The sequence below is a fragment of the Mycobacterium sp. 1165178.9 genome (assembly GCF_001673555.1).
Lineage (GTDB): Bacteria > Actinomycetota > Actinomycetes > Mycobacteriales > Mycobacteriaceae > Mycobacterium.
The window spans coordinates 1-18,693 of record NZ_LZMB01000348.1; the positions used below are offsets into that span (position 1 = coordinate 1).

Annotated in this window: 18 protein-coding genes; 11 read left to right on the plus strand and 7 right to left on the minus strand. The window is 67.8% G+C overall.

Translation table 11 applies throughout. From position 1 onward, the window contains the following. Positions 1–1,195, plus strand: a 1,195-nt coding sequence (locus A5652_RS15040) for a class I tRNA ligase family protein (protein ID WP_156745353.1), incomplete at its 5' end; no start/stop codon positions are given. 15 nt (positions 1,196–1,210) lie between these two features. Here A5652_RS15040 and A5652_RS15045 read toward each other — a convergent pair. Both A5652_RS15045 and A5652_RS15050 read right to left on the minus strand, forming a co-directional pair. Next, positions 1,211–1,732 carry a hypothetical protein gene (locus A5652_RS15045; protein WP_197513965.1) on the minus strand — a complete coding sequence of 174 codons (522 nt, stop codon included), beginning with the start codon at positions 1,730–1,732 and terminating at the stop codon, positions 1,211–1,213. Next, on the minus strand, positions 1,732–2,295 hold the full coding sequence (locus A5652_RS15050) for a class I SAM-dependent methyltransferase (protein ID WP_067352684.1): 564 nt from the start codon (positions 2,293–2,295) through the stop codon (positions 1,732–1,734). Before A5652_RS15050 ends, A5652_RS15045 begins: the two co-directional genes overlap by 1 nt. A gap of 67 nt (positions 2,296–2,362) precedes the next feature. Between A5652_RS15050 and A5652_RS15055 the strand changes: the two genes are divergently transcribed. Continuing rightward, positions 2,363–3,748 (plus strand): DNA polymerase IV, encoded by a 1,386-nt coding sequence (locus A5652_RS15055; RefSeq protein ID WP_197513966.1) that lies wholly within the window; start codon positions 2,363–2,365, stop codon positions 3,746–3,748. Here A5652_RS15055 and A5652_RS15060 read toward each other — a convergent pair. Further along, positions 3,713–4,651, minus strand: a complete 939-nt coding sequence (locus A5652_RS15060) for an asparaginase (RefSeq protein WP_067352755.1) — start codon at positions 4,649–4,651, stop codon at positions 3,713–3,715. The genes A5652_RS15055 and A5652_RS15060 overlap by 36 nt on opposite strands. A gap of 72 nt (positions 4,652–4,723) precedes the next feature. Here A5652_RS15060 and lspA point away from each other — a divergent pair, with 72 nt between their 5' ends. Further along, entirely contained in the window at positions 4,724–5,350 is a 627-nt protein-coding gene (gene lspA / locus A5652_RS15065) for a signal peptidase II (protein WP_082983918.1), read from the plus strand. Next, the gene (locus A5652_RS15070; RefSeq protein WP_067352692.1) at positions 5,343–6,269 is read left to right on the plus strand and encodes an RluA family pseudouridine synthase; all 927 of its coding nucleotides are present in this window, start codon (positions 5,343–5,345) and stop codon (positions 6,267–6,269) included. The genes lspA and A5652_RS15070 overlap by 8 nt, the downstream gene beginning before the upstream one ends. 1 nt (position 6,270) lies before the next feature. On the opposite strand, the gene A5652_RS15075 is transcribed toward A5652_RS15070, so the two are convergent. Both A5652_RS15075 and A5652_RS15080 read right to left on the minus strand, forming a co-directional pair. Further along, on the minus strand, positions 6,271–7,029 hold the full coding sequence (locus tag A5652_RS15075; protein WP_067352695.1) for a methyltransferase domain-containing protein: 759 nt from the start codon (positions 7,027–7,029) through the stop codon (positions 6,271–6,273). A 101-nt stretch (positions 7,030–7,130) separates the two neighbouring features. Next, complete coding sequence (locus A5652_RS15080) at positions 7,131–7,541, minus strand: group 1 truncated hemoglobin (protein ID WP_067352698.1); 411 nt, start codon at positions 7,539–7,541, stop codon at positions 7,131–7,133. A gap of 284 nt (positions 7,542–7,825) precedes the next feature. Between A5652_RS15080 and A5652_RS15085 the strand changes: the two genes are divergently transcribed. The 5 genes from A5652_RS15085 to dnaE all read left to right on the plus strand — a co-directional run bounded on the left by A5652_RS15085 (position 7,826) and on the right by dnaE (position 16,239). Further along, positions 7,826–8,866 carry an SDR family NAD(P)-dependent oxidoreductase gene (locus A5652_RS15085; protein ID WP_067352701.1) on the plus strand — a complete coding sequence of 347 codons (1,041 nt, stop codon included), beginning with the start codon at positions 7,826–7,828 and terminating at the stop codon, positions 8,864–8,866. 4 nt (positions 8,867–8,870) lie between these two features. Continuing rightward, entirely contained in the window at positions 8,871–9,674 is an 804-nt protein-coding gene (locus A5652_RS15090; RefSeq protein ID WP_067352704.1) for an SDR family oxidoreductase, read from the plus strand. A 92-nt stretch (positions 9,675–9,766) separates the two neighbouring features. Then, on the plus strand, positions 9,767–12,019 hold the full coding sequence (locus tag A5652_RS15095; RefSeq protein ID WP_067352707.1) for an MMPL family transporter: 2,253 nt from the start codon (positions 9,767–9,769) through the stop codon (positions 12,017–12,019). 126 nt (positions 12,020–12,145) lie between these two features. Further along, complete coding sequence (locus A5652_RS15100; RefSeq protein ID WP_067352710.1) at positions 12,146–12,577, plus strand: SRPBCC family protein; 432 nt, start codon at positions 12,146–12,148, stop codon at positions 12,575–12,577. Between the two features lie 122 nt (positions 12,578–12,699). Beyond that, positions 12,700–16,239: a DNA polymerase III subunit alpha gene (dnaE, locus tag A5652_RS15105; protein WP_067352713.1), complete on the plus strand. Its 3,540-nt coding sequence runs from the start codon at positions 12,700–12,702 to the stop codon at positions 16,237–16,239. Positions 16,240–16,293: 54 nt separating this feature from the next. On the opposite strand, the gene A5652_RS15110 is transcribed toward dnaE, so the two are convergent. Next, positions 16,294–17,250 carry an MBL fold metallo-hydrolase gene (locus A5652_RS15110; RefSeq protein ID WP_067352716.1) on the minus strand — a complete coding sequence of 319 codons (957 nt, stop codon included), beginning with the start codon at positions 17,248–17,250 and terminating at the stop codon, positions 16,294–16,296. Then, positions 17,247–17,693, minus strand: coding sequence for a PPOX class F420-dependent oxidoreductase (locus tag A5652_RS15115; protein ID WP_067352719.1), 447 nt, complete (start codon positions 17,691–17,693; stop codon positions 17,247–17,249). The genes A5652_RS15110 and A5652_RS15115 overlap by 4 nt, the downstream gene beginning before the upstream one ends. A gap of 61 nt (positions 17,694–17,754) precedes the next feature. Between A5652_RS15115 and A5652_RS15120 the strand changes: the two genes are divergently transcribed. Beyond that, entirely contained in the window at positions 17,755–18,156 is a 402-nt protein-coding gene (locus A5652_RS15120; RefSeq protein ID WP_067352722.1) for a MerR family transcriptional regulator, read from the plus strand. Then, positions 18,153–18,623 (plus strand): VOC family protein, encoded by a 471-nt coding sequence (locus tag A5652_RS15125; protein ID WP_067352726.1) that lies wholly within the window; start codon positions 18,153–18,155, stop codon positions 18,621–18,623. Before A5652_RS15120 ends, A5652_RS15125 begins: the two co-directional genes overlap by 4 nt. Positions 18,624–18,693 lie beyond the last annotated feature (70 nt).

The window sequence follows — 18,693 nt, forward strand, 5'->3', positions numbered from 1 at the left end:
GTTCCTGATGGCCTCGCCGATTCTGCGCGGGGGCAACCTCATCGTCACCGAGCAGGGCATCCGCGACGGCGTGCGGCAGGTGCTGTTGCCGCTCTGGAACGCCTACAGCTTCCTTGCCCTCTACGCGCCCAAAGTCGGTACCTGGCGCACCGATTCGACGCAGGTGCTGGACCGCTACATCCTGGCCAAGCTCGCCGAACTGCGCGACGACCTGACCCACGAGATGGACACCTGTGATATCTCGCGGGCCTGCGAGCAGCTGCGCCAGTTCACCGAGGCGCTGACGAACTGGTATGTGCGACGGTCGCGTTCGCGGTTCTGGGAGGAAGATGTCGATGCCATCGACACCTTGCACACCGTGCTGGAGGTGACAGCGCGGCTGGCCGCGCCGCTGCTTCCCTCGGTGACCGAGATCGTCTGGCGCGGCCTGACTTCGCAGCGGTCGGTGCACTTGACCGATTGGCCGCAAGCCGGCGAGGTGCCCGCCGATCCAGACCTGGTCGCCGCGATGGATCAGGTCCGCGAGGTCTGCTCGGCCGCGTCCTCATTGCGCAAGGCCAAGAAGCTGCGGGTGCGGCTGCCGCTGCCGAAACTGACGGTGGCGGTGGACAATCCAGAGCGACTGGATCCGTTCGTCGACCTCATCGCCGACGAACTCAACGTCAAGAGCGTCGAGCTTACCGATGCGATCGACACCTACGGCCGCTTCGAGCTCACCGTGAACGCGCGGGTGGCCGGGCCACGGCTGGGTAAGGACGTGCAGGCGGCCATCAGGGCGGTCAAGGCGGGGGAGGGGGTCGTCAATCCGGACGGCACCCTGACCGCCGGACCCGCGGTGCTGCAACCCGAGGAATACAGCTCACGTTTGGTCGCCGCCGACCCGGAATTCACCGCGGCCTTGCCCGACGGGGCGGGCCTGGTGGTGCTGGACGGCACGGTGACGCCCGAACTCGAAGCCGAGGGCTGGGCCAAGGACCGGATCCGCGAGCTGCAGGAGCTGCGCAAGTCGTCGGGTCTGGATGTGTCCGACCGGATTTCGGTGGTGATGGCGGTGCCCGTTGAGCGCGCCGACTGGGCGCGCACCCACCGCGACCTCATCGCGGGTGAAATTCTGGCCACCAGTTTCGAATTCGGCGATCCGGCCGACGGTGCCGAGATTGGTGACGGCGTGCGGGTGAGCATCGTCAAGGCGTAGCCATCGGTGAAACGGTCAGGCGTGATGCTGCAGCGCCCGCTGGGCATGCGGCCAGAACGGCATGCCGGCCAGAACGGTCGCGCCGGTGGCGATGACGCCGACCGCGACGTCCACGCTCTTGCGGCCATCCGATGCCCAGTAGACGTCCTTGAGGTCTAACAGCAGCGCCAGCTCGTCGACGATCATGGCGTTCGCGGCGCCGTACGCCACCGCGGCCGCCGGATGCCGCCGTTGCGCTTCCGACCCGCGCAGGCCGACGCCGGCCACCGTCGCCAGCATGCCGATGCCGATGTTGTAGTGGTGGAAATGATTGCCGCCCAGAGACATACCGCCACCGGAAGGTCCATGGCCGGCGTGAATCCAGTGGGTGAGGCCGCGCAGGCCGGCGAAGGTGAGGGTGAACGACGCCCAGGCCAGCACCGTGGTTTGTTCCCCGGGTTGCAGCCGCTGGTCCCATTGATGACGCAGCCGCGCCCATCGCGTCGAGGGCGCCGCGCCCCCGGACGGAACGGCCGTCTGGCCGGGTCCGGTGTCCACTATTTCACCGCGCGCCAGCGCAGCCGACCTCCGCGAACTTCGACCTCAACACGATCAAACCCCGCCGCGCGCAGTCGATCCGGCAGGGTAACCGCTGAAACCGTGTTGCAGGTGTCACGGAAATGCAGGATCCGGAACCGCAGCGACGCCACGCTGTCGCTGCCCGCAAACACGCCACCGGGGCGAAGGACCCGGAACGCCTCGGCGAACAGCCGGTCCTGCAGCTCGGCGGTCGGGACGTGATGCAGCATGGTGAACGACACCACCGAGCTGAACTCGTCGGACGGCAAGCCCGTGGCCGTGGCGTCGCCGTTGATGATGCGCGCCCGGTCGCCGTAGAGCCGCTGCAGGCGGTCGGCCATCGGCGTGTCGATCTCCACCGAAGTGAGCCGCGGCGTCTTGTCGACCAGCACCCGCATGATCGCGCCGTAACCGGGCCCGATCTCGAGCGTGTTGTCGCCCAGGTCCACATCGGCGAGCGCCCACGGCAGCAGGTCGTCCTCGACCGCCTTGGCCCAGCGTTTCGAACTGCAGATCCGGCGGTGCGCCAGGTTCATGGCCATGGCGAAAACGTTAGTCCAACTGGCCCTTCGTGGGGGCCCTAGCATCGAGCCTGTGGAGTCGCGGTGGGTGCTGCACCTGGATATGGATGCGTTTTTCGCCTCCGTCGAGCAGCTCACCCGGCCGACACTGCGCGGGCGCCCGGTGCTCGTCGGCGGTGTGGGCGGCCGCGGCGTTGTGGCCGGTGCCAGCTACGAGGCGCGGGTGTTCGGGGCGCGTTCCGCCATGCCCATGCATCAGGCCCGCCGGCTGGTCGGTGTGAGCGCAGTGGTGCTGCCGCCCCGTGGCGTGGTGTACGGGGTGGCCAGCCGGCGCGTCTTCGACACCATCCGCGCCGTGGTGCCCGTCGTCGAGCAGTTGTCCTTCGACGAGGGTTTCGGCGAACCCGCCCAACTCGCCGGGGCGTCGGCCGAGGACGTGGAGGCGTTCTGCGAGGACCTGCGGCGACGGGTCCGCGATCACACCGGCCTGATCGCCTCGGTGGGTGCCGGCTCGGGCAAGCAGATCGCCAAGATCGCGTCCGGACTGGCCAAGCCCGATGGGATTCGGGTGGTGCGCCGCGAGGAAGAACGAGTGCTGCTCGGCGGGCTGCCGGTGCGCCGGCTGTGGGGGATCGGACCGGTCGCCGAGGAGAGGCTGCATCGTCTCGGCATCGAGACCATCGGCGAGCTGGCCGCGCTGACCGAGCCGGAGGCGGCCAACATTCTGGGCGCCACCATCGGGCCCGCGCTGCACCGGCTGGCGCGCGGCATCGACGACCGCCCGGTCGCAGAGCGCGCCGAAGCCAAGCAGATCAGCTCCGAATCGACCTTCGCCGTCGACCTGACCAGTCTGGAGCAGTTGCGAGAGGCTATCGAGCCGATCGCCGAGCACGCCCATCATCGCCTGCTGCGCGACGGCCGGGGCGCGCGCACCGTCACTGTCAAGCTGAAGAAATCCGACATGAGCACGCTGACCCGGTCCGCGACGCTGCCCTATGCCACCACCGAGGTCGCCACGCTGGCGGGCATGGCCCGCCGGCTGTTGCTGGATCCCCGCGAAATCGGGCCCATCCGCCTTCTCGGCGTGGGCTTTTCGGGGCTGAGCGACGTGCGACAGCAATCGCTGTTTCCGGACCTGGAACTGCCGGAGCCGCAACAGGATTCACCGTCGGTGGAAACCGCGACCGAGGCCATGTTCGCCCCGGGGCCCGAAGACGCCGGGTGGCGGATCGGCGACGACGTGGCCCACCGCGAGCTCGGGCACGGCTGGGTGCAGGGCGCGGGTCACGGCGTGGTCACCGCGCGATTCGAAACCCGCAGCTCCGGTCCAGGCCCGGCCCGGACGTTTCCCGCCGACGGCGGCGACCTGGTGCGCGCCAACCCGGTGGATTCACTCGATTGGCCCGATTACACCGGCGCGCTGCAGGCCGAGGCGCTGTCAGCCCCACCGCGCGACGACGTCGGCGACCGGTAGCCCCGCGGCCAGCGCGGCGATCAGCAGGACGCGCGCCTGCGACGGTCGCAGCCGCGGCACCAGCACCGCCCCGGCCGCCGCCATGTCGTGCCCGGGGCCGTAGCTGGTGCCGACCCGCCCGCCGGGAACGCGGGTGGACACCGCGACGACGACCCCGTCGCCGCAGTGCCGGCGCACCGCGTCGACCACCGCGGGTCCGGCGTTTCCCGAACCCAGCGCCTCGAGCACCACGCCCCGCGCCCCGGCGGCTACATACGCATCGAGTGCCACCCCGTCGCTGCCCAGGTACGCCGCGACGATGTCGACGCGCGGTGCGGTGGCGGCCCGCAGATCGCCGACGTACGGGCGGATTTTCGGGCCGGTGAGTGTCACCTGGCCGGTCACGGTGCCGAGCGGCTGACCGGTGAAGCCGCTCAGGTCTTCGGTGGCAACCTTGCTCATGCCCAACGGTTGCAGCACCCGGCCGGCGAAACACAGCACCACGCCCAGGCCGCGGGCGGCCGGGCTGGCCGCCACCGCCAGCGCGTCGCGCACGTTTCCCGGGCCGTCCGCATCGGCGGCGTCGGCGCTGCGCATGGCCCCGGTCAGCACGACGGGCGCCTGGGCCCCATAGGTCAGATCGAGCCACAGCGCGCTTTCCTCCATGGTGTCGGTGCCATGAAGCACCACCACACCATCGGCGCCGCCGTCGACCGCGGCCGTCACCGCGTCACGGATCCGGTCCCAATCGGCCAGCGTCAGCTCCGAGCTGTCGACCGCCAGCAGGTCAACGACGTCCACGTCGTGGTGTTGGCGGAAGGGAGCCGTCAGATCCGCCCCGCTGTACGAGGGTCGGTGCACCCCGTCGGCCCCGGTACCGGTCGAAATCGTGCCTCCGGTGGCGATCACGGTGAGCCGGGCCATGCTGGCATCATTGCGCATCGCCGCTGCGCGAACATGGCTAGCCTGCGTGAGGCGGTAGGGGATGATGGGGAAGTGCCTGAAGAACCAACGAAGTCGACTGAGCCGGTGACCTCAGCCCAAGAGGCTGGTGCGGCTGTCCCGGTCGAGCGGGACGCGGTGCCGGAAACCGACGCGGCACCCGAACGTGTGCCGAGGCGGCTGCGGCTGCTGCTGTCCATCGCGGCAATAGTCCTGATCCTCGACGTCGTCACCAAGGTCCTCGCCGTCAAACTGCTGCCGCCCGGCCAGCCGGTGCCGATCATCGGCGACACGGTGACCTGGACCCTGGTGCGCAATTCGGGCGCGGCCTTCTCGATGGCTACCGGCTACACCTGGGTGCTGACGCTGATCGCTACCGGTGTGGTGGTCGGCATCTTCTGGATGGGGCGGCGGCTGGTGTCGCCCTGGTGGGCGGTGGGCTTGGGCATGATCCTCGGCGGCGCCATGGGCAACCTCGTCGATCGTTTCTTCCGCGCCCCCGGACCGCTTCGCGGGCATGTCGTGGACTTCCTGTCGGTCGGCTGGTGGCCGGTGTTCAACGTGGCCGATCCCTCGGTGGTCGGCGGCGCCATCCTGCTGGTGGTGTTGTCGATCTTCGGGTTCGACTTCGACTCCGTGGGTCGGCGCAAGGGCGACGGCGGAGACCGCGCGGGTGAGTGACCGCTCGATGCCCGTCCCTGAGGGACTGGCGGGCATGCGCGTGGACGCCGGGCTGGCACGGCTGCTGGGATTGTCGCGGAGCGCGGCGGCCGCCTTGGCCGAAGACGGCGGCGTCGAACTCGACGGCGTGCAGGCCGGCAAGTCCGATCGGCTGACCGGCGGCGCCTGGTTGCAGGTGCGCCTGCCCGAGGCACCCGCGCCGCTACAGAACACGCCTGTCGACATCGAGGGCATGACGATCCTGTACTCCGACGACGACCTCGTCGCCGTCGACAAGCCGGCGGCGGTGGCCGCGCACGCCTCGGTGGGCTGGACCGGACCCACGGTGCTCGGTGGGCTGGCCGCCGCCGGTTACCGGATCACCACGTCGGGGGTGCCCGAGCGGCAGGGGATTGTGCATCGCCTCGACGTCGGCACATCCGGGGTGATGGTGGTGGCGCTGTCCGAACGGGCTTACACCGTGCTCAAGCGGGCGTTCAAACAGCGCACCGTCGACAAGCGCTATCACGCGCTGGTGCAAGGACATCCGGACCCGTCCAGCGGTACCATCGACGCGCCCATCGGACGTCACCGCGGCGGCGAGTGGAAGTTCGCGGTCACCAAGGACGGCAGGCACAGCCTCACCCACTACGACACCGTGGAGGCCTTCGTCGCCGCGAGTCTGCTCGACGTGCATCTGGAAACCGGGCGCACCCACCAAATCCGGGTGCATTTCTCCGCGCTACATCACCCGTGCTGCGGTGACCTCGTCTACGGCGCCGACCCCAAGCTCGCGAAAAAGCTTGGCCTGGAACGCCAATGGCTGCACGCCCGCTCGCTGTCGTTCACCCATCCGGCCGACGGCAGGCGACTCGAGATCGTCAGCCCCTACCCGCCGGATCTGCAGCACGCGCTGGACGTGCTGCGCGACGAGGGCTGACTCACCCCGGCTTTCGGGCCTCGACAAGCAGCCTCACCGAGTGGGTGACGAACGGCCCTTCGGATTCGATGCGCTCGTGCAGTTCGATCAGCCGCTCGCGGTAGCGCTGCACGGTGAAGTCGGGCACCGTCCAGATCACCTTGCGCAGGAAGTACACGACCGCGCCGACGTCGAAGAACTCGGCGCGCATCCGTTCCATCCGCAAATCCACGATCTGCAGGCCGGCCGCCTCGGCCTGGGCGCGCACGGCGTCGGGATGAAACTCGGCCCACTTCTGTGGCTGCGGCCCGATGAAGTACTCGACCAGCTCGGCCATCGTGGCCGGGCCGATCTGCTGGGCGAGGTACGTGCCGCCCGGCCGGAGTACCCGAAGGATCTCGGACCACCAGACGGAGATCGGATGACGCGTGGTCACCAGGTCGAAGGCGGCATCGCCGAACGGCAGCGGCGGCTCGTCCCGAGTCGCGACGACCACCGCGCCGAGCGGGTGCAGGCGCTGGGTGGCCAGCGCGGCGTTCGGCGGCCACGTCTCGACGGCCGCCATGGTGGGCGGGAACGGCGCCGCGCCGGACAGCACCTCCCCGCCGCCGGTGTGAATGTCCAGCGCGGCCGACACCGTCGCCAGCCGGCCCCTGAGCAAGCGCTGGTAACCCCACGACGGGCGTTCCTCGGTGGCCCGACCGTCCAGCCACGAAAATTCCCAGCCATCGACCGGGGCGGCGTCCGCCTCGGCGATCAGGTCGTCAAATGTGCGCCGCATGCCAGGCATGCTAGGCGCAGCTGCCGGGGACGCGCCGAGATTGCCACCACGGTCGTGATCACCCCCTGACGCAGCCGTCGCGGCAATCTCGGCGCAACCGCTCAGACGTTAACCTTGCCGGCGTCGGCCGTCGCGATCTCTGGAGCAAGCGGTGCGATGGCGCCGAGTATCTCGGTCACCGTCTCCGGCGGCACCGCGGCGGCGGCCAGCGCGTCGGCCAAATGCCCGGCCACCAAATTGAAGTGGTGCATGGTGATCCCGCGACCCTGGTGCACCTGCTTCATCGGGGCACCGGTGTAGGGCTCCGGGCCGCCCAGGGCGGCGGCGAAGAACTCGACCTGTCTGCCCTTGAGGCGGTTCATATTCGTGCCGGTGAAGAAGCCGGACAGCTGATCGTCGGCAAGCACCCGAACGTAGAAGTCCTCGACCACGCCTTCGATCGCCTCGTGGCCACCGATCCGGTCGTAGATGGGAGCCGGTGCCGGCTTGCGGAAGCGAGCCAGAATTTTCATGAGGACGATTGGAACATCTCGGCGTTGCTCGTCAGTAAGTGCGCGATCACCGTCGGATTGCTTTGTGTAACAAGCGGATTGCCCGCAGCTGGCGGTACTTCGCGGCGAGCCGTGAGAGTGGGCATTGTGTTACATGATCGCAATCTGCATCGGGGTGAGCCGCCGATGTCCTAGGTTGGCTTAATGATGCACGTCACATCACTCGCACAGCCCCATAAGGCGGTCGTGGTCTACGGGCAGGCCAGTTGCGGTCGGGGGGCTCACACCATCAGGAGCGAAAGCCGATGAATCTTGGTGACTTAACGAACTTGGTGGAGAACTCGATCGGGAACTTGGTGGAAAAGCCGTTGGCTACGGTGTCCCACCTCGTCAACACCCCTAACTCGGCCGGACGGTATCGGCCGTTCTACCTGAGAAATCTGCTCGACGCGGTGCAGGGCCGCACGCTAGAGGAGGCCGTCAAGGGCAAGACGGTCCTGATCACCGGGGGATCGTCGGGGATCGGTGAGGCCGCGGCGAAGAAGATCGCCGAGGCCGGGGGGATCGTGGCGCTGGTCGCTCGCACGCGGGAGAACCTGGAGAAGGTCGCCGACGAGATCCGCGGCGACGGCGGCACCGCCAATGTGTACCCCTGCGATCTGTCCGACATGGACGCGATCGCCGCGATGGCCGACCAGGTGCTCAGCGACCTCGGCGGGGTCGACATCCTGATCAACAACGCCGGTCGGTCGATCCGCCGCTCGCTAGAGCTGTCCTACGACCGCATCCACGACTACCAGCGCACCATGCAGCTCAACTATCTGGGAGCGGTCCAGCTCATCCTCAAATTCATCCCCGGCATGCGGGAGCGCGGCTTCGGCCACGTCGTCAACGTCTCCTCGGTGGGTGTGCAGACCCGTGCGCCGCGCTTCGGCGCCTACATCGCCAGCAAGGCCGCGCTGGACAGCCTGTGCGACTCGCTGCAGGCCGAGACCGTCAACGACGGCGTCAAGTTCACCACCGTGCACATGGCGCTGGTGCGGACCCCGATGATCAGCCCGACCACGCTCTACGACAAGTTCCCGGCACTGACGCCGGACCAGGCGGCCGGGGTGATCGCGGACGCGATCGTGCACCGGCCCCGCCGGGCCAGCTCACCGTTCGGGCAGTTCGCCGCGGTCGCCGATGCGGTCAACCCGGCGGTGATGGATCGGGTGCGCAACCGGGCGTTCGCCATGTTCGGTGACTCCAGCGCCGCGAAGGGTAGTGAAGCGTCCAGCGACACAACGGAATTCGACAAACGCAGCGAGAACTTCGTGCGGGCGACCCGAGGGATACATTGGTGACACCATGAGCCTTCCAAAACCTGACATTGAAACCACCGTCGTCATCACCGGCGCGTCGTCCGGCATCGGCGCCGAACTGGCTCGCGGCCTTGCCCGCCGCGGCTTCCCGCTGCTGCTGGTCGCGCGTCGACGCGAGCGCCTCGACGAATTGGCGAACGAGGTGGGCCAGGAATATTCGGTCGCCGTCGAGGTGCTGCCGCTGGACCTCGGCGACAGCAAGGCCCGCGCCAAACTGGCGACCCGGCTGCGCAGCGAGCCGATCGCCGGTCTGTGCAACAGTGCCGGTTTCGGGACCAGCGGGATGTTTCATGAGCTGCCGCTGGAGCGCGAGAGCGAAGAGATCACCCTTAACGCGCTGGCGTTGATGGAACTCACTCACGCGACGTTGCCCGGCATGGTGAAGCGAGGCGCCGGCGCGGTGATGAACATCGCGTCGATCGCGGGGTTTCAGCCGGTTCCCTTCATGGCGGTGTATTCGGCCACCAAGGCTTTCGTCCAGACGTTCTCCGAGGCGGTGCACGAGGAGCTGCACGGCACGGGGGTGTCGGTCACCTGCCTGTGCCCGGGACCAGTGCCGACGGAGTGGGCCGAGATCGCCAACGCCGAGCGGTTCAGCATTCCTATCGCGCAGGTGTCGCCGCGCGACGTGGCCGAGGCCGCCATCGGCGGCATGCTGTCCGGCCGGCGCACGGTGGTGCCCGGCGTGGTGCCCAAGGTGGTCAGCACCGGCGGCCGGTTCGCGCCGCGCAGCCTGCTGTTGCCCGGCATCCGGATCGGCAACCGTTTCCGCGGCGGCCCCAAGAAGTGACGTGGGGCGGATCGACTTCGACCGTGCGTCCCCTCGTGCCCGGGGCGGAAAGTAGACTCACTCGCCTGCCCGCAAGGTAGGGGGAGCACTAGGTGCTACGGGGAGCCGCTCGACTCGCCATAGTCGCGCCGCGCAGCGTCGTCGCCGCGGCTTTCCTGGTGATGGTCGCGGCCGGAGTTTTCGGCTTCTCGGCCCTCGACGTGCTGTCGGCGGGCGGCTATCAGGATCCGTCATCGCAGTCTGCACGGGCTCAGCGGGTGCTCGCGGAGAAGTTCGACTACGGCGACCAGCAGTTGGTTTTCGAGGTGACCACCGACGCGGGCGCCCGAAGCGAGCCCGCCCGACAGGTGGCCGCCGACATCGTCGCGCAGCTGAAGGTGTCCCCGGACGTTGCCCAAGTCAGCTCGCCGTGGACCCTTCCGCCTCCCGCGGCAGCGGGCCTTATCAGCAAAGACGGTAAGACCGGATTGGTCCTCGCCGGCATTCGCGGTGGCGAGACCGGCGCCCAGAAGAACGCCGCGGCATTGGCGAAGAAACTTGCGCACGATCGTGACGGCGTCACGGTGAGGGCAGGTGGCGAGGCGCTGACGTACGCACAGATCAACAAGCAAAGCGAAAAGGACCTGTTGGTCATGGAATCCATCGCGTTTCCATTGAGCTTCGTTGTGCTGATGTGGGTGTTCGGGGGCATGCTCGCCGCGGCGATTCCGATGGCGGTCGGGGGGTTTGCGATCGTTTCCACCTTGGCGACGCTGCGGGCGATCACACTCTTCGCCGACGTCTCGATATTCGCGCTCAACCTGACGGTGGCCATGGGTCTGGCGTTGGCCATCGACTACACCCTGTTGATCATCAGCCGATACCGCGACGAGCTCGCCGACGGCATGCAGCGCGAGGATGCACTGGTCCGCACCATGCGCACGGCCGGGCGAACCGTGCTGTTCTCGGCGACGACCGTCGCACTGTCCATGGCCACGATGGTGCTGTTTCCGATGTACTTCCTGAAGTCATTCGCCTACGCGGGCGTCGCGGTGGTCGCGTTGGCGGCCGTTGCCGCGGTGGTGATCACCCCCGCCCTGATCGTGCTACTCGGCGACCGACTGGACTCGCTGAACGTGCGGCGGCTTATTCGCCGGGTGGGCGGGCGTCCAGAGCCGGTGTCCGGCCCGATCGAAGAAAGCTTCTTGTACCGCTCGACGAAAGCCGTGATGCGACGGCCGATTTCGGTCGGCGTAGCGGTCATCGCGTTCTTGCTGGTGCTGGGGGCGCCTTTCCTCGGGGCCAATTGGGGCTTCTCCGACGACCGCGTGCTGCCGACATCGGCATCGGCGCGGCAGGTCGGCGACGACATGCGCTCCATTTTCGCGGTCGACGCGGGACAAGACGTAACCGTCGTGATCCCCGACGCTACGGGGTTGGCGCCCGGCGAGATCGAGCGCTATGCCGTCCAGCTGTCGCGGGTCGCTGACGTGGTGTCGGTGTCGACGCCTGGCGGGACCTTCCAGAACGGCGCGCCCGTCGGGCCGCCTTCCGCACCCACCGGCGCGAAGGACGGCAGTGTCTTCCTCACGGTGCGCAGTACGGCCCCGTTGTTCTCCGTCGCGTCGGAAGGACAGCTGGCTCGTCTTGCGGCCATCGCCGGACCCGGCGGCCGCGACGTGCAATTCACCGGCAGGGCGGCGATAAACCGCGACAGTGCGGGAGCGGTGACGTCGCGGCTGCCGCTTGTCTTGTCCATCATCGCAGTGATCACCTTCGCGCTGTTGTTCTTGTTGACGGGCAGTGTGGTGATGCCACTGAAAGCCTTGGTGCTCAACGTCTTGTCGCTGACCGCTGCATTCGGCGCGCTGGTATGGATCTTCCAGGAAGGCCACCTAGGTGCCCTTGGCACCACGGCCAACGGCACCCTGATGGTCCACATGCCGGTGCTGCTGTTCTGCATCGCGTTCGGTCTCTCCATGGATTACGAGGTCTTCTTGGTGTCTCGGATCCGCGAGCACTGGTTGGCCTCCGGCCGAACGCCAGACGATAACGACGAGGCCGTCGCGCAAGGGGTGGCTCGCTCCGGTCGGGTTGTGACCGCGGCGGCGCTGTTGATGGCTATCTCGTTCGCCGCGTTGATAGCCGCGCGGGTGTCCTTCATGAGGATGTTCGGTCTGGGACTCACTCTGGCGGTGGTGGTCGATGCGACGCTCGTTCGTATGCTGCTGCTTCCGGCCTTCATGCGCCTGATGGGCCGCGCCAACTGGTGGGCGCCTAAACCGTTGGTAAAGCTGCACGAGCGCATCGGCATCAACGAGGAAGAAGGCGACCTCCGGCCTCGCGCCCTCAGTCCCGAACGGTGACATCCGCGGTCGCCGCCGGCGTGATCCGACGATCCGGAATCTTCACAGTCGCTAAGGCGGGCAACTGACCACGTGCCCCCGCGAGAGACCCGAGTGGCGGATGTGACGGGGCGCTAGGCTCAGGCGGTGGCTGCTGTGGAACTGACCGCCGACGTCCCGATGACCCCGCAGGACATGTGGGACCACGTCTCCGACCTGTCGGATTTGGGCGACTGGCTGATACTGCACGAGGGATGGCGCAGCGAACTGCCCGACGAGATCGCTATGGGCACCCAGATCGTCGGCGTGGCGCGGGCCAAGGGCCTCCGCAACCGGGTGACCTGGACGGTGACCACGTGGGACCCGCCGCACGAGGTGGCGATGTCGGGATCCGGCAAAGGCGGGGCGAAATACGCCGTCACGCTCACCGTGCGGCCCACCGGCGAGGGATCGACGCTGGGTCTGCGCCTCGAACTCGGCGGACGCGCGCTGTTCGGCCCGGTGGGCTCAGCGGCGGCACGCGCCGTCAAAGGCGACGTCCAGAAGTCGCTGGAGAACTTCGTCGAGCTGTACGGATAAAGCTCCGTGGCGATTGCGAGCGCGGCAAGCGCCGGGCGCGGCGCGTCACCACGAAATGATCGGCAACACACGCGGCGACACGCCCAACTCGTGTCGGTCCGCGGTCATAGACTGGCGTCCCTATGAACCACTCGTCCTTCGTGCACCTGCATAACCACACCGAGTATTCGATGTTGGACGGTGCCGCGAAGATCGCGCCGATGCTGGCCGAGGTGGACCGGCTACAAATGCCCGCGGTCGGGATGACCGACCACGGAAACATGTTCGGCGCCAGCGAGTTCTACAACGCGGCGACCAAGGCGGGGATCAAGCCGATCATCGGGGTGGAGGCCTACATCGCGCCGGCCTCACGCTTCGACACTCGGCGGATCCTGTGGGGTGACCCCGGCCAGAAGTCCGACGACGTGTCGGGCAGTGGCTCCTACACGCACATGACGATGGTGGCCGAGAACGCCACCGGCCTGCGCAACCTGTTCAAGCTGTCCTCGCTGGCGTCGTTCGAGGGCCAGCTCGGCAAGTGGTCTCGGATGGACGCCGAGATCATCGCCGAACACGCCGAGGGCATCATCGCCACCACCGGCTGCCCGTCGGGTGAGGTGCAGACCCGGCTGCGGCTGGGGCATGAGCGCGAGGCGCTGGAGTCGGCCGCCAAGTGGCGCGAGATCTTCGGCGCCGACAACTACTTCTTGGAGCTGATGGACCACGGGCTGTCCATCGAGCAACGGGTCCGCGAAGGCCTGCTGGAGATCGGTCGCAAGCTGGGCATTCCGCCGCTGGCCACCAACGACTGCCACTACGTCACCCGGGACGCCGCCCACAACCATGAGGCGCTGCTGTGCGTGCAGACCGGCAAGACGCTCTCGGACCCCAACCGGTTCAAGTTCGACGGCGACGGCTACTACCTGAAGTCGGCCGCCGAGATGCGACAGATCTGGGACGACAACGTCCCCGGCGCCTGCGACTCGACCCTGCTGATCGCCGAGCGGGTGCAGTCTTACGACGAGGTGTGGGCGCCGCGCGACCGGATGCCGATCTTTCCGGTGCCCGAGGGACACGACCAGGCGACGTGGCTGCATCACGAGGTGATGGCCGGGCTGCAGCGCCGCTTCGGATCCGTCGTCGGGCAGGACTACCTCGACCGTGCCGAGTACGAGATCAAGGTCATCTGCGACAAGGGCTTCCCGTCCTACTTCCTGATCGTCGCCGACCTGATCAACTACGCGCGGTCGGTCGACATCCGGGTGGGGCCCGGGCGTGGCTCGGCGGCGGGCTCGCTGGTGGCCTACGCGCTGGGCATCACCAACATCGACCCGATCCCGCACGGTCTGCTGTTCGAGCGCTTCCTCAACCCGGAGCGCCCGTCGGCACCCGACATCGACATCGACTTCGACGACCGCCGTCGCGGCGAGATGGTGCGCTACGCCGCCGAGAAGTGGGGCTCCGACCGCGTCGCCCAGGTGATCACCTTCGGCACCATCAAAACCAAAGCGGCGCTCAAGGATTCGGCGCGCATCCACTACGGCCAGCCCGGGTTCGCGATCGCGGACCGGATCACCAAGGCGCTGCCCCCGCCGATCATGGCCAAAGACATTCCGCTGTCGGGCATCACCGACCCGGGTCATGAGCGGTTCAAGGAGGCCACCGAGGTCCGCGGTCTGATCGAAACCGACCCCGACGTGCGGACCATCTACCAGACCGCGCGCGGCCTGGAGGGCTTGATCCGCAACGCGGGTGTGCATGCGTGTGCGGTGATCATGAGCAGCGAGCCGCTGACCGAGGCCATCCCGCTGTGGAAGCGGCCCCAGGACGGGGCCATCATCACCGGCTGGGATTACCCCTCGTGTGAGGCCATCGGCCTGCTGAAGATGGACTTCCTGGGCCTGCGAAACCTGACGATCATCGGCGACGCGCTGGAGAACATCAAGAGCAACCGGGGAATCGACCTCGACCTGGAATCGGTGCCGCTGGACGACAAGCCCACCTACGAGCTGCTCGGCCGCGGCGACACGTTGGGCGTGTTCCAGCTCGACGGCGGGCCGATGCGAGATCTGTTGCGCCGCATGCAACCCACCGAGTTCAACGACATCGTCGCGGTGCTGGCGTTGTACCGGCCCGGCCCGATGGGCATGAACGCCCACAACGACTACGCCGACCGCAAGAACGGCCGACAGGCGGTCAAGCCGATCCACCCGGAGCTCGAGGAGCCGCTGCGCGACATCCTGGCCGAGACGCACGGCCTGATCGTCTACCAAGAGCAGATCATGTTGATCGCCCAGAAGGTCGCCTCGTACACGATGGGCAAGGCCGACGCGCTGCGCAAAGCCATGGGCAAGAAGAAGCTCGAGGTGCTCGAGGCCGAGTACAAGGGCTTCTACGAGGGCATGACCGCCAACGGCTTCTCCGAAAAAGCGGTGAAAGCGTTGTGGGACACCATTCTTCCCTTCGCCGGGTACGCGTTCAACAAGTCGCACGCGGCCGGCTACGGCCTGGTGTCCTATTGGACCGCCTACCTCAAGGCCAACTATCCGGCCGAGTACATGGCTGGCCTGCTGACGTCGGTGGGCGACGACAAGGACAAGGCCGCGGTCTACCTGGCCGACTGCCGCAAGCTCGGCATCACGGTGCTGCCGCCGGACGTCAACGAGTCGCTGGTGAACTTCGCCTCGGTGGGGCGCGACATCCGGTTCGGGCTGGGCGCGGTGCGCAATGTCGGCGCCAACGTGGTCGGCTCGCTGATCGACACCCGCAACGGCAAGGGCAAATTCACCGACTTCTCGGACTACCTGAACAAGATCGACGTCGCGGCCTGCAACAAGAAGGTCACCGAGTCGTTGATCAAGGCGGGCGCCTTCGACTCGCTGGGTCACGCCCGCAAGGGCCTGTTCCTGGTGCACACCGACGCGGTCGATTCGGTGCTGGGCACCAAGAAGGCCGAGGCCATGGGCCAATTCGACCTGTTCGGCGGCGGCAGTGACGGCAGCGTCACCGACTCTGTGTTCAACATCAAGGTGCCCGACGACGAGTGGGAGGACAAGCACAAGCTCGCCCTGGAGCGAGAAATGCTGGGCCTGTACGTGTCCGGGCATCCGCTCAACCAAGTGGCGCACCTGCTGACCGCGCAGGTCGACACCCAGATCCCGGCCATCCTGGACGGCGATGTCCCCAACGACGCCCAGGTGCGGGTCGGCGGCATCCTCGCGTCGGTCAACCGTCGGGTCAATAAGAACGGAATGCCCTGGGCGTCAGCCCAATTGGAGGACCTCACCGGCGGCATCGAGGTGATGTTCTTCCCGCAGGCGTACTCCGTGTACGGGGCCGACATCGCAGACGACGCCGTGGTGCTGATCAAGGCGAAGGTATCGCTGCGTGACGACCGCATCGCGCTGATCGCCAACGAGCTTGTGGTGCCTGATTTTTCCAACGCGCAGCCGAACCGACCGCTGGCGGTCAGCCTGCCGACGCGGCAGTGCACCATCGACAAGGTCACCGCGCTCAAGCAGGTGCTGGCCCGCCACCCCGGCACGGCACAGGTGCATCTGCGGCTGATCAGCGGGGACCGGATCACCACTCTGGAACTGGATGCCTCCCTTCGGGTTACGCCGTCGCCGGCGCTGATGGGGGATCTGAAGGCGCTGCTCGGCCCGGGCTGCTTGGGCGGTTAGACACCGCCGAGTGTGCGGCCGGCCGCACACTCGCATCCAATTGTGCGGCTGGCCTCACACTCGCGGCGCGGTCACGGCCAATCGCAACGCCGCCTGGTGGTCGTGGGTCGGGATGATCGTCACCGCGTGCCGTGCCAGGTGCAGGCGCTGCAGGGTCTTGAACGTCTGCTCGCGATCCTCATCCACCAGATTGCCTGGGTAGCTTGACTTCTGGCGAACCTTGTCGATCTGCAGGTGGTGCCAGGCGGCGTCGCCAGCGATGAGGATCCAGCCCCGCGCCGTGTGGGCGAGCACGCCGACGCTGCCCGGGGTGTGGCCCGCGAGGTCCACCAGGATGACCGAATGGTCGCCGAACAGGTCGTGACTGGCGGTGAACGTCAGCACCGGTGGCCCGTCCAGGTCGTAGCCGATAACCGTCCGGCCGCGTAGCGAGTCGCGCACGCCGCCGACGGGAGCCACAGAACCGGAGCTGATCCAATCGTGTTCGCGGCGGTGCAGGTGGACCGGAAGGTCGGGCAGGTCCAGCAGACCCGAAACGTGATCCCAGTGCGCGTGGGTGGGCACCGCGAAATCCAGGCGCGACGCGTGGGGCAGCCGGTCCAGTGCCGTGCGGGTGGGGATGGTGCCGGCCGGCGGGCGGACCGCGACCCGCAACACCGCGGGCAGTTGGGCGATTGCGCGTTGCTCGACGTCGACGCACGCCGCGGGGTCGACGATGAACGTCGAGTCCGGGTGGGTGATGACAAACGACGTCAGCGAGTTCTCGATGCGGGCCGGGGTGAAGGTGCCCTCGACGACGGCAACGGTCGGCACCGGGCGTGGCACTTGCGGCAGCGCGGTCACCACCACGGTGCGACCAGGAGTCGGCAGGCCCGCGTCGACGACGCTCTGGATGAACCGCTCGTCGGGCCGCCTCGGCCACACCATGCCGAGTGCGAATCCCGCTGCGGCGCCGCAGCATTGGCGGATGCTGGGAGAGCGGACGGGATCAGGCGCCGTAGCCCGCGTCATGGCAGCTCCACCCGAACGATGACGCTGTCCGACCACACGTCGCGGTCGCGGGCGCGCCGCAACTTCTCGCGCGCACATAGATTTTGGTGCACGTTGGTCACGCCGGGGACCTTGATCAGCGGGACGATGTTCCACTGCCAGCCGTAGCGCCGGTGCAGCACGCGGTTGGCGCGGTCGGCCTCGGCGCCGGACAGCACCGTGGCGCGGCCGACCACCGTCGTCGCGCCGGGACGCACCTGGCCGCGGTAGTCGCAGACCGTGAGTTCGACGTCCCGGCGCGCGGCGAGCCGCCTGGTCTTCGGGCCCACCTTGGTCCGGAACAGCAAGCCGCCGTTGTCGAACGCGAACCAGATCGGGGTGTCGACGGGCGTGCCGTCGCGGCGAAACGATCGCAGCAGGGCATAGCGAGAACTATTGAGTTCCGCGGATCGGGGGATGGTCATAGCCCTAGTCAAGGACTTAGAGTTGGCTCGAAGTCAAGCATCGAATTCTCGGGAGGGTGCCATGGCGCCAAGCCTGACGATTGGGGACGTTGCGCGCCAGACCGGGGTGGCGGCGACGGCGTTGCGCTACTACGAGCAGATCGGCCTGGTGCCGGAGCCGGCGCGACTGGGCGGTCAGCGCCGGTACGACGGCTCGATCCTGGCCCGCCTCGAGGTGATCGCGCTGTGCAAATCGGCCGGTTTCTCGCTCGAAGAGATCCGGCTGTTGTTCGCCGACGACGCTCCCGGACGGCCGGTCAGCCGCGCCCTGGCCGAGGCCAAACTGGCCGAGATCGACGCCCACATGGAGTCGCTGGCGCGCGCCCGGGCCGTCATCGAGTGGGGGATGCGCTGTACGTGTCCCTCGATTGACGCCTGCACCTGTGGCATTCATCCGCCCCACGCCGGCAGGGAGTCCGCATGAGCCAGCCCATCGCCGTGCAGAACTTCTCCCACGTTTGCATCGGCGTGTCCGACATCGAGGCGTCGCTGGCGTTCTACACCGCGGTGCTGGACATGGACGTGGTGTTCGACATCGAACTCGAGGGCGCCGGACTGGATTCGGTCACCGGCGGTGCCGCCCAGCGGGGCCGCATGATCGGCGGTCTGATCGGGGCGGCGATGGTGGAGCTGTTGTCGTTGGGCGCGGTGCCCGAGTGTCCGAGCGGCCCGCACCTGGGCTACACCAACATGTCGTTTCGCGTCGCCGATCTCGACGCCGCCTACGAGACGGTGACGCGAGACCATCCCGGCGTCCGGGCCGACCCGCCCGTCGACATCGGGGGCGTGCGGATGTTCTTCATCTATGACCCCGATGGGACGCCGATCGAGCTGATCGAATTACCGGGCGGTGTCACGAGCACGGTGCAGCTCTGGCGTCCCGAGTCGTGAAATGGCGAACCTGCCCGATATGTCCCCTGCCCCTGTGCCCGGACGTAGGCTCACGAAGGCAGTGCTGATG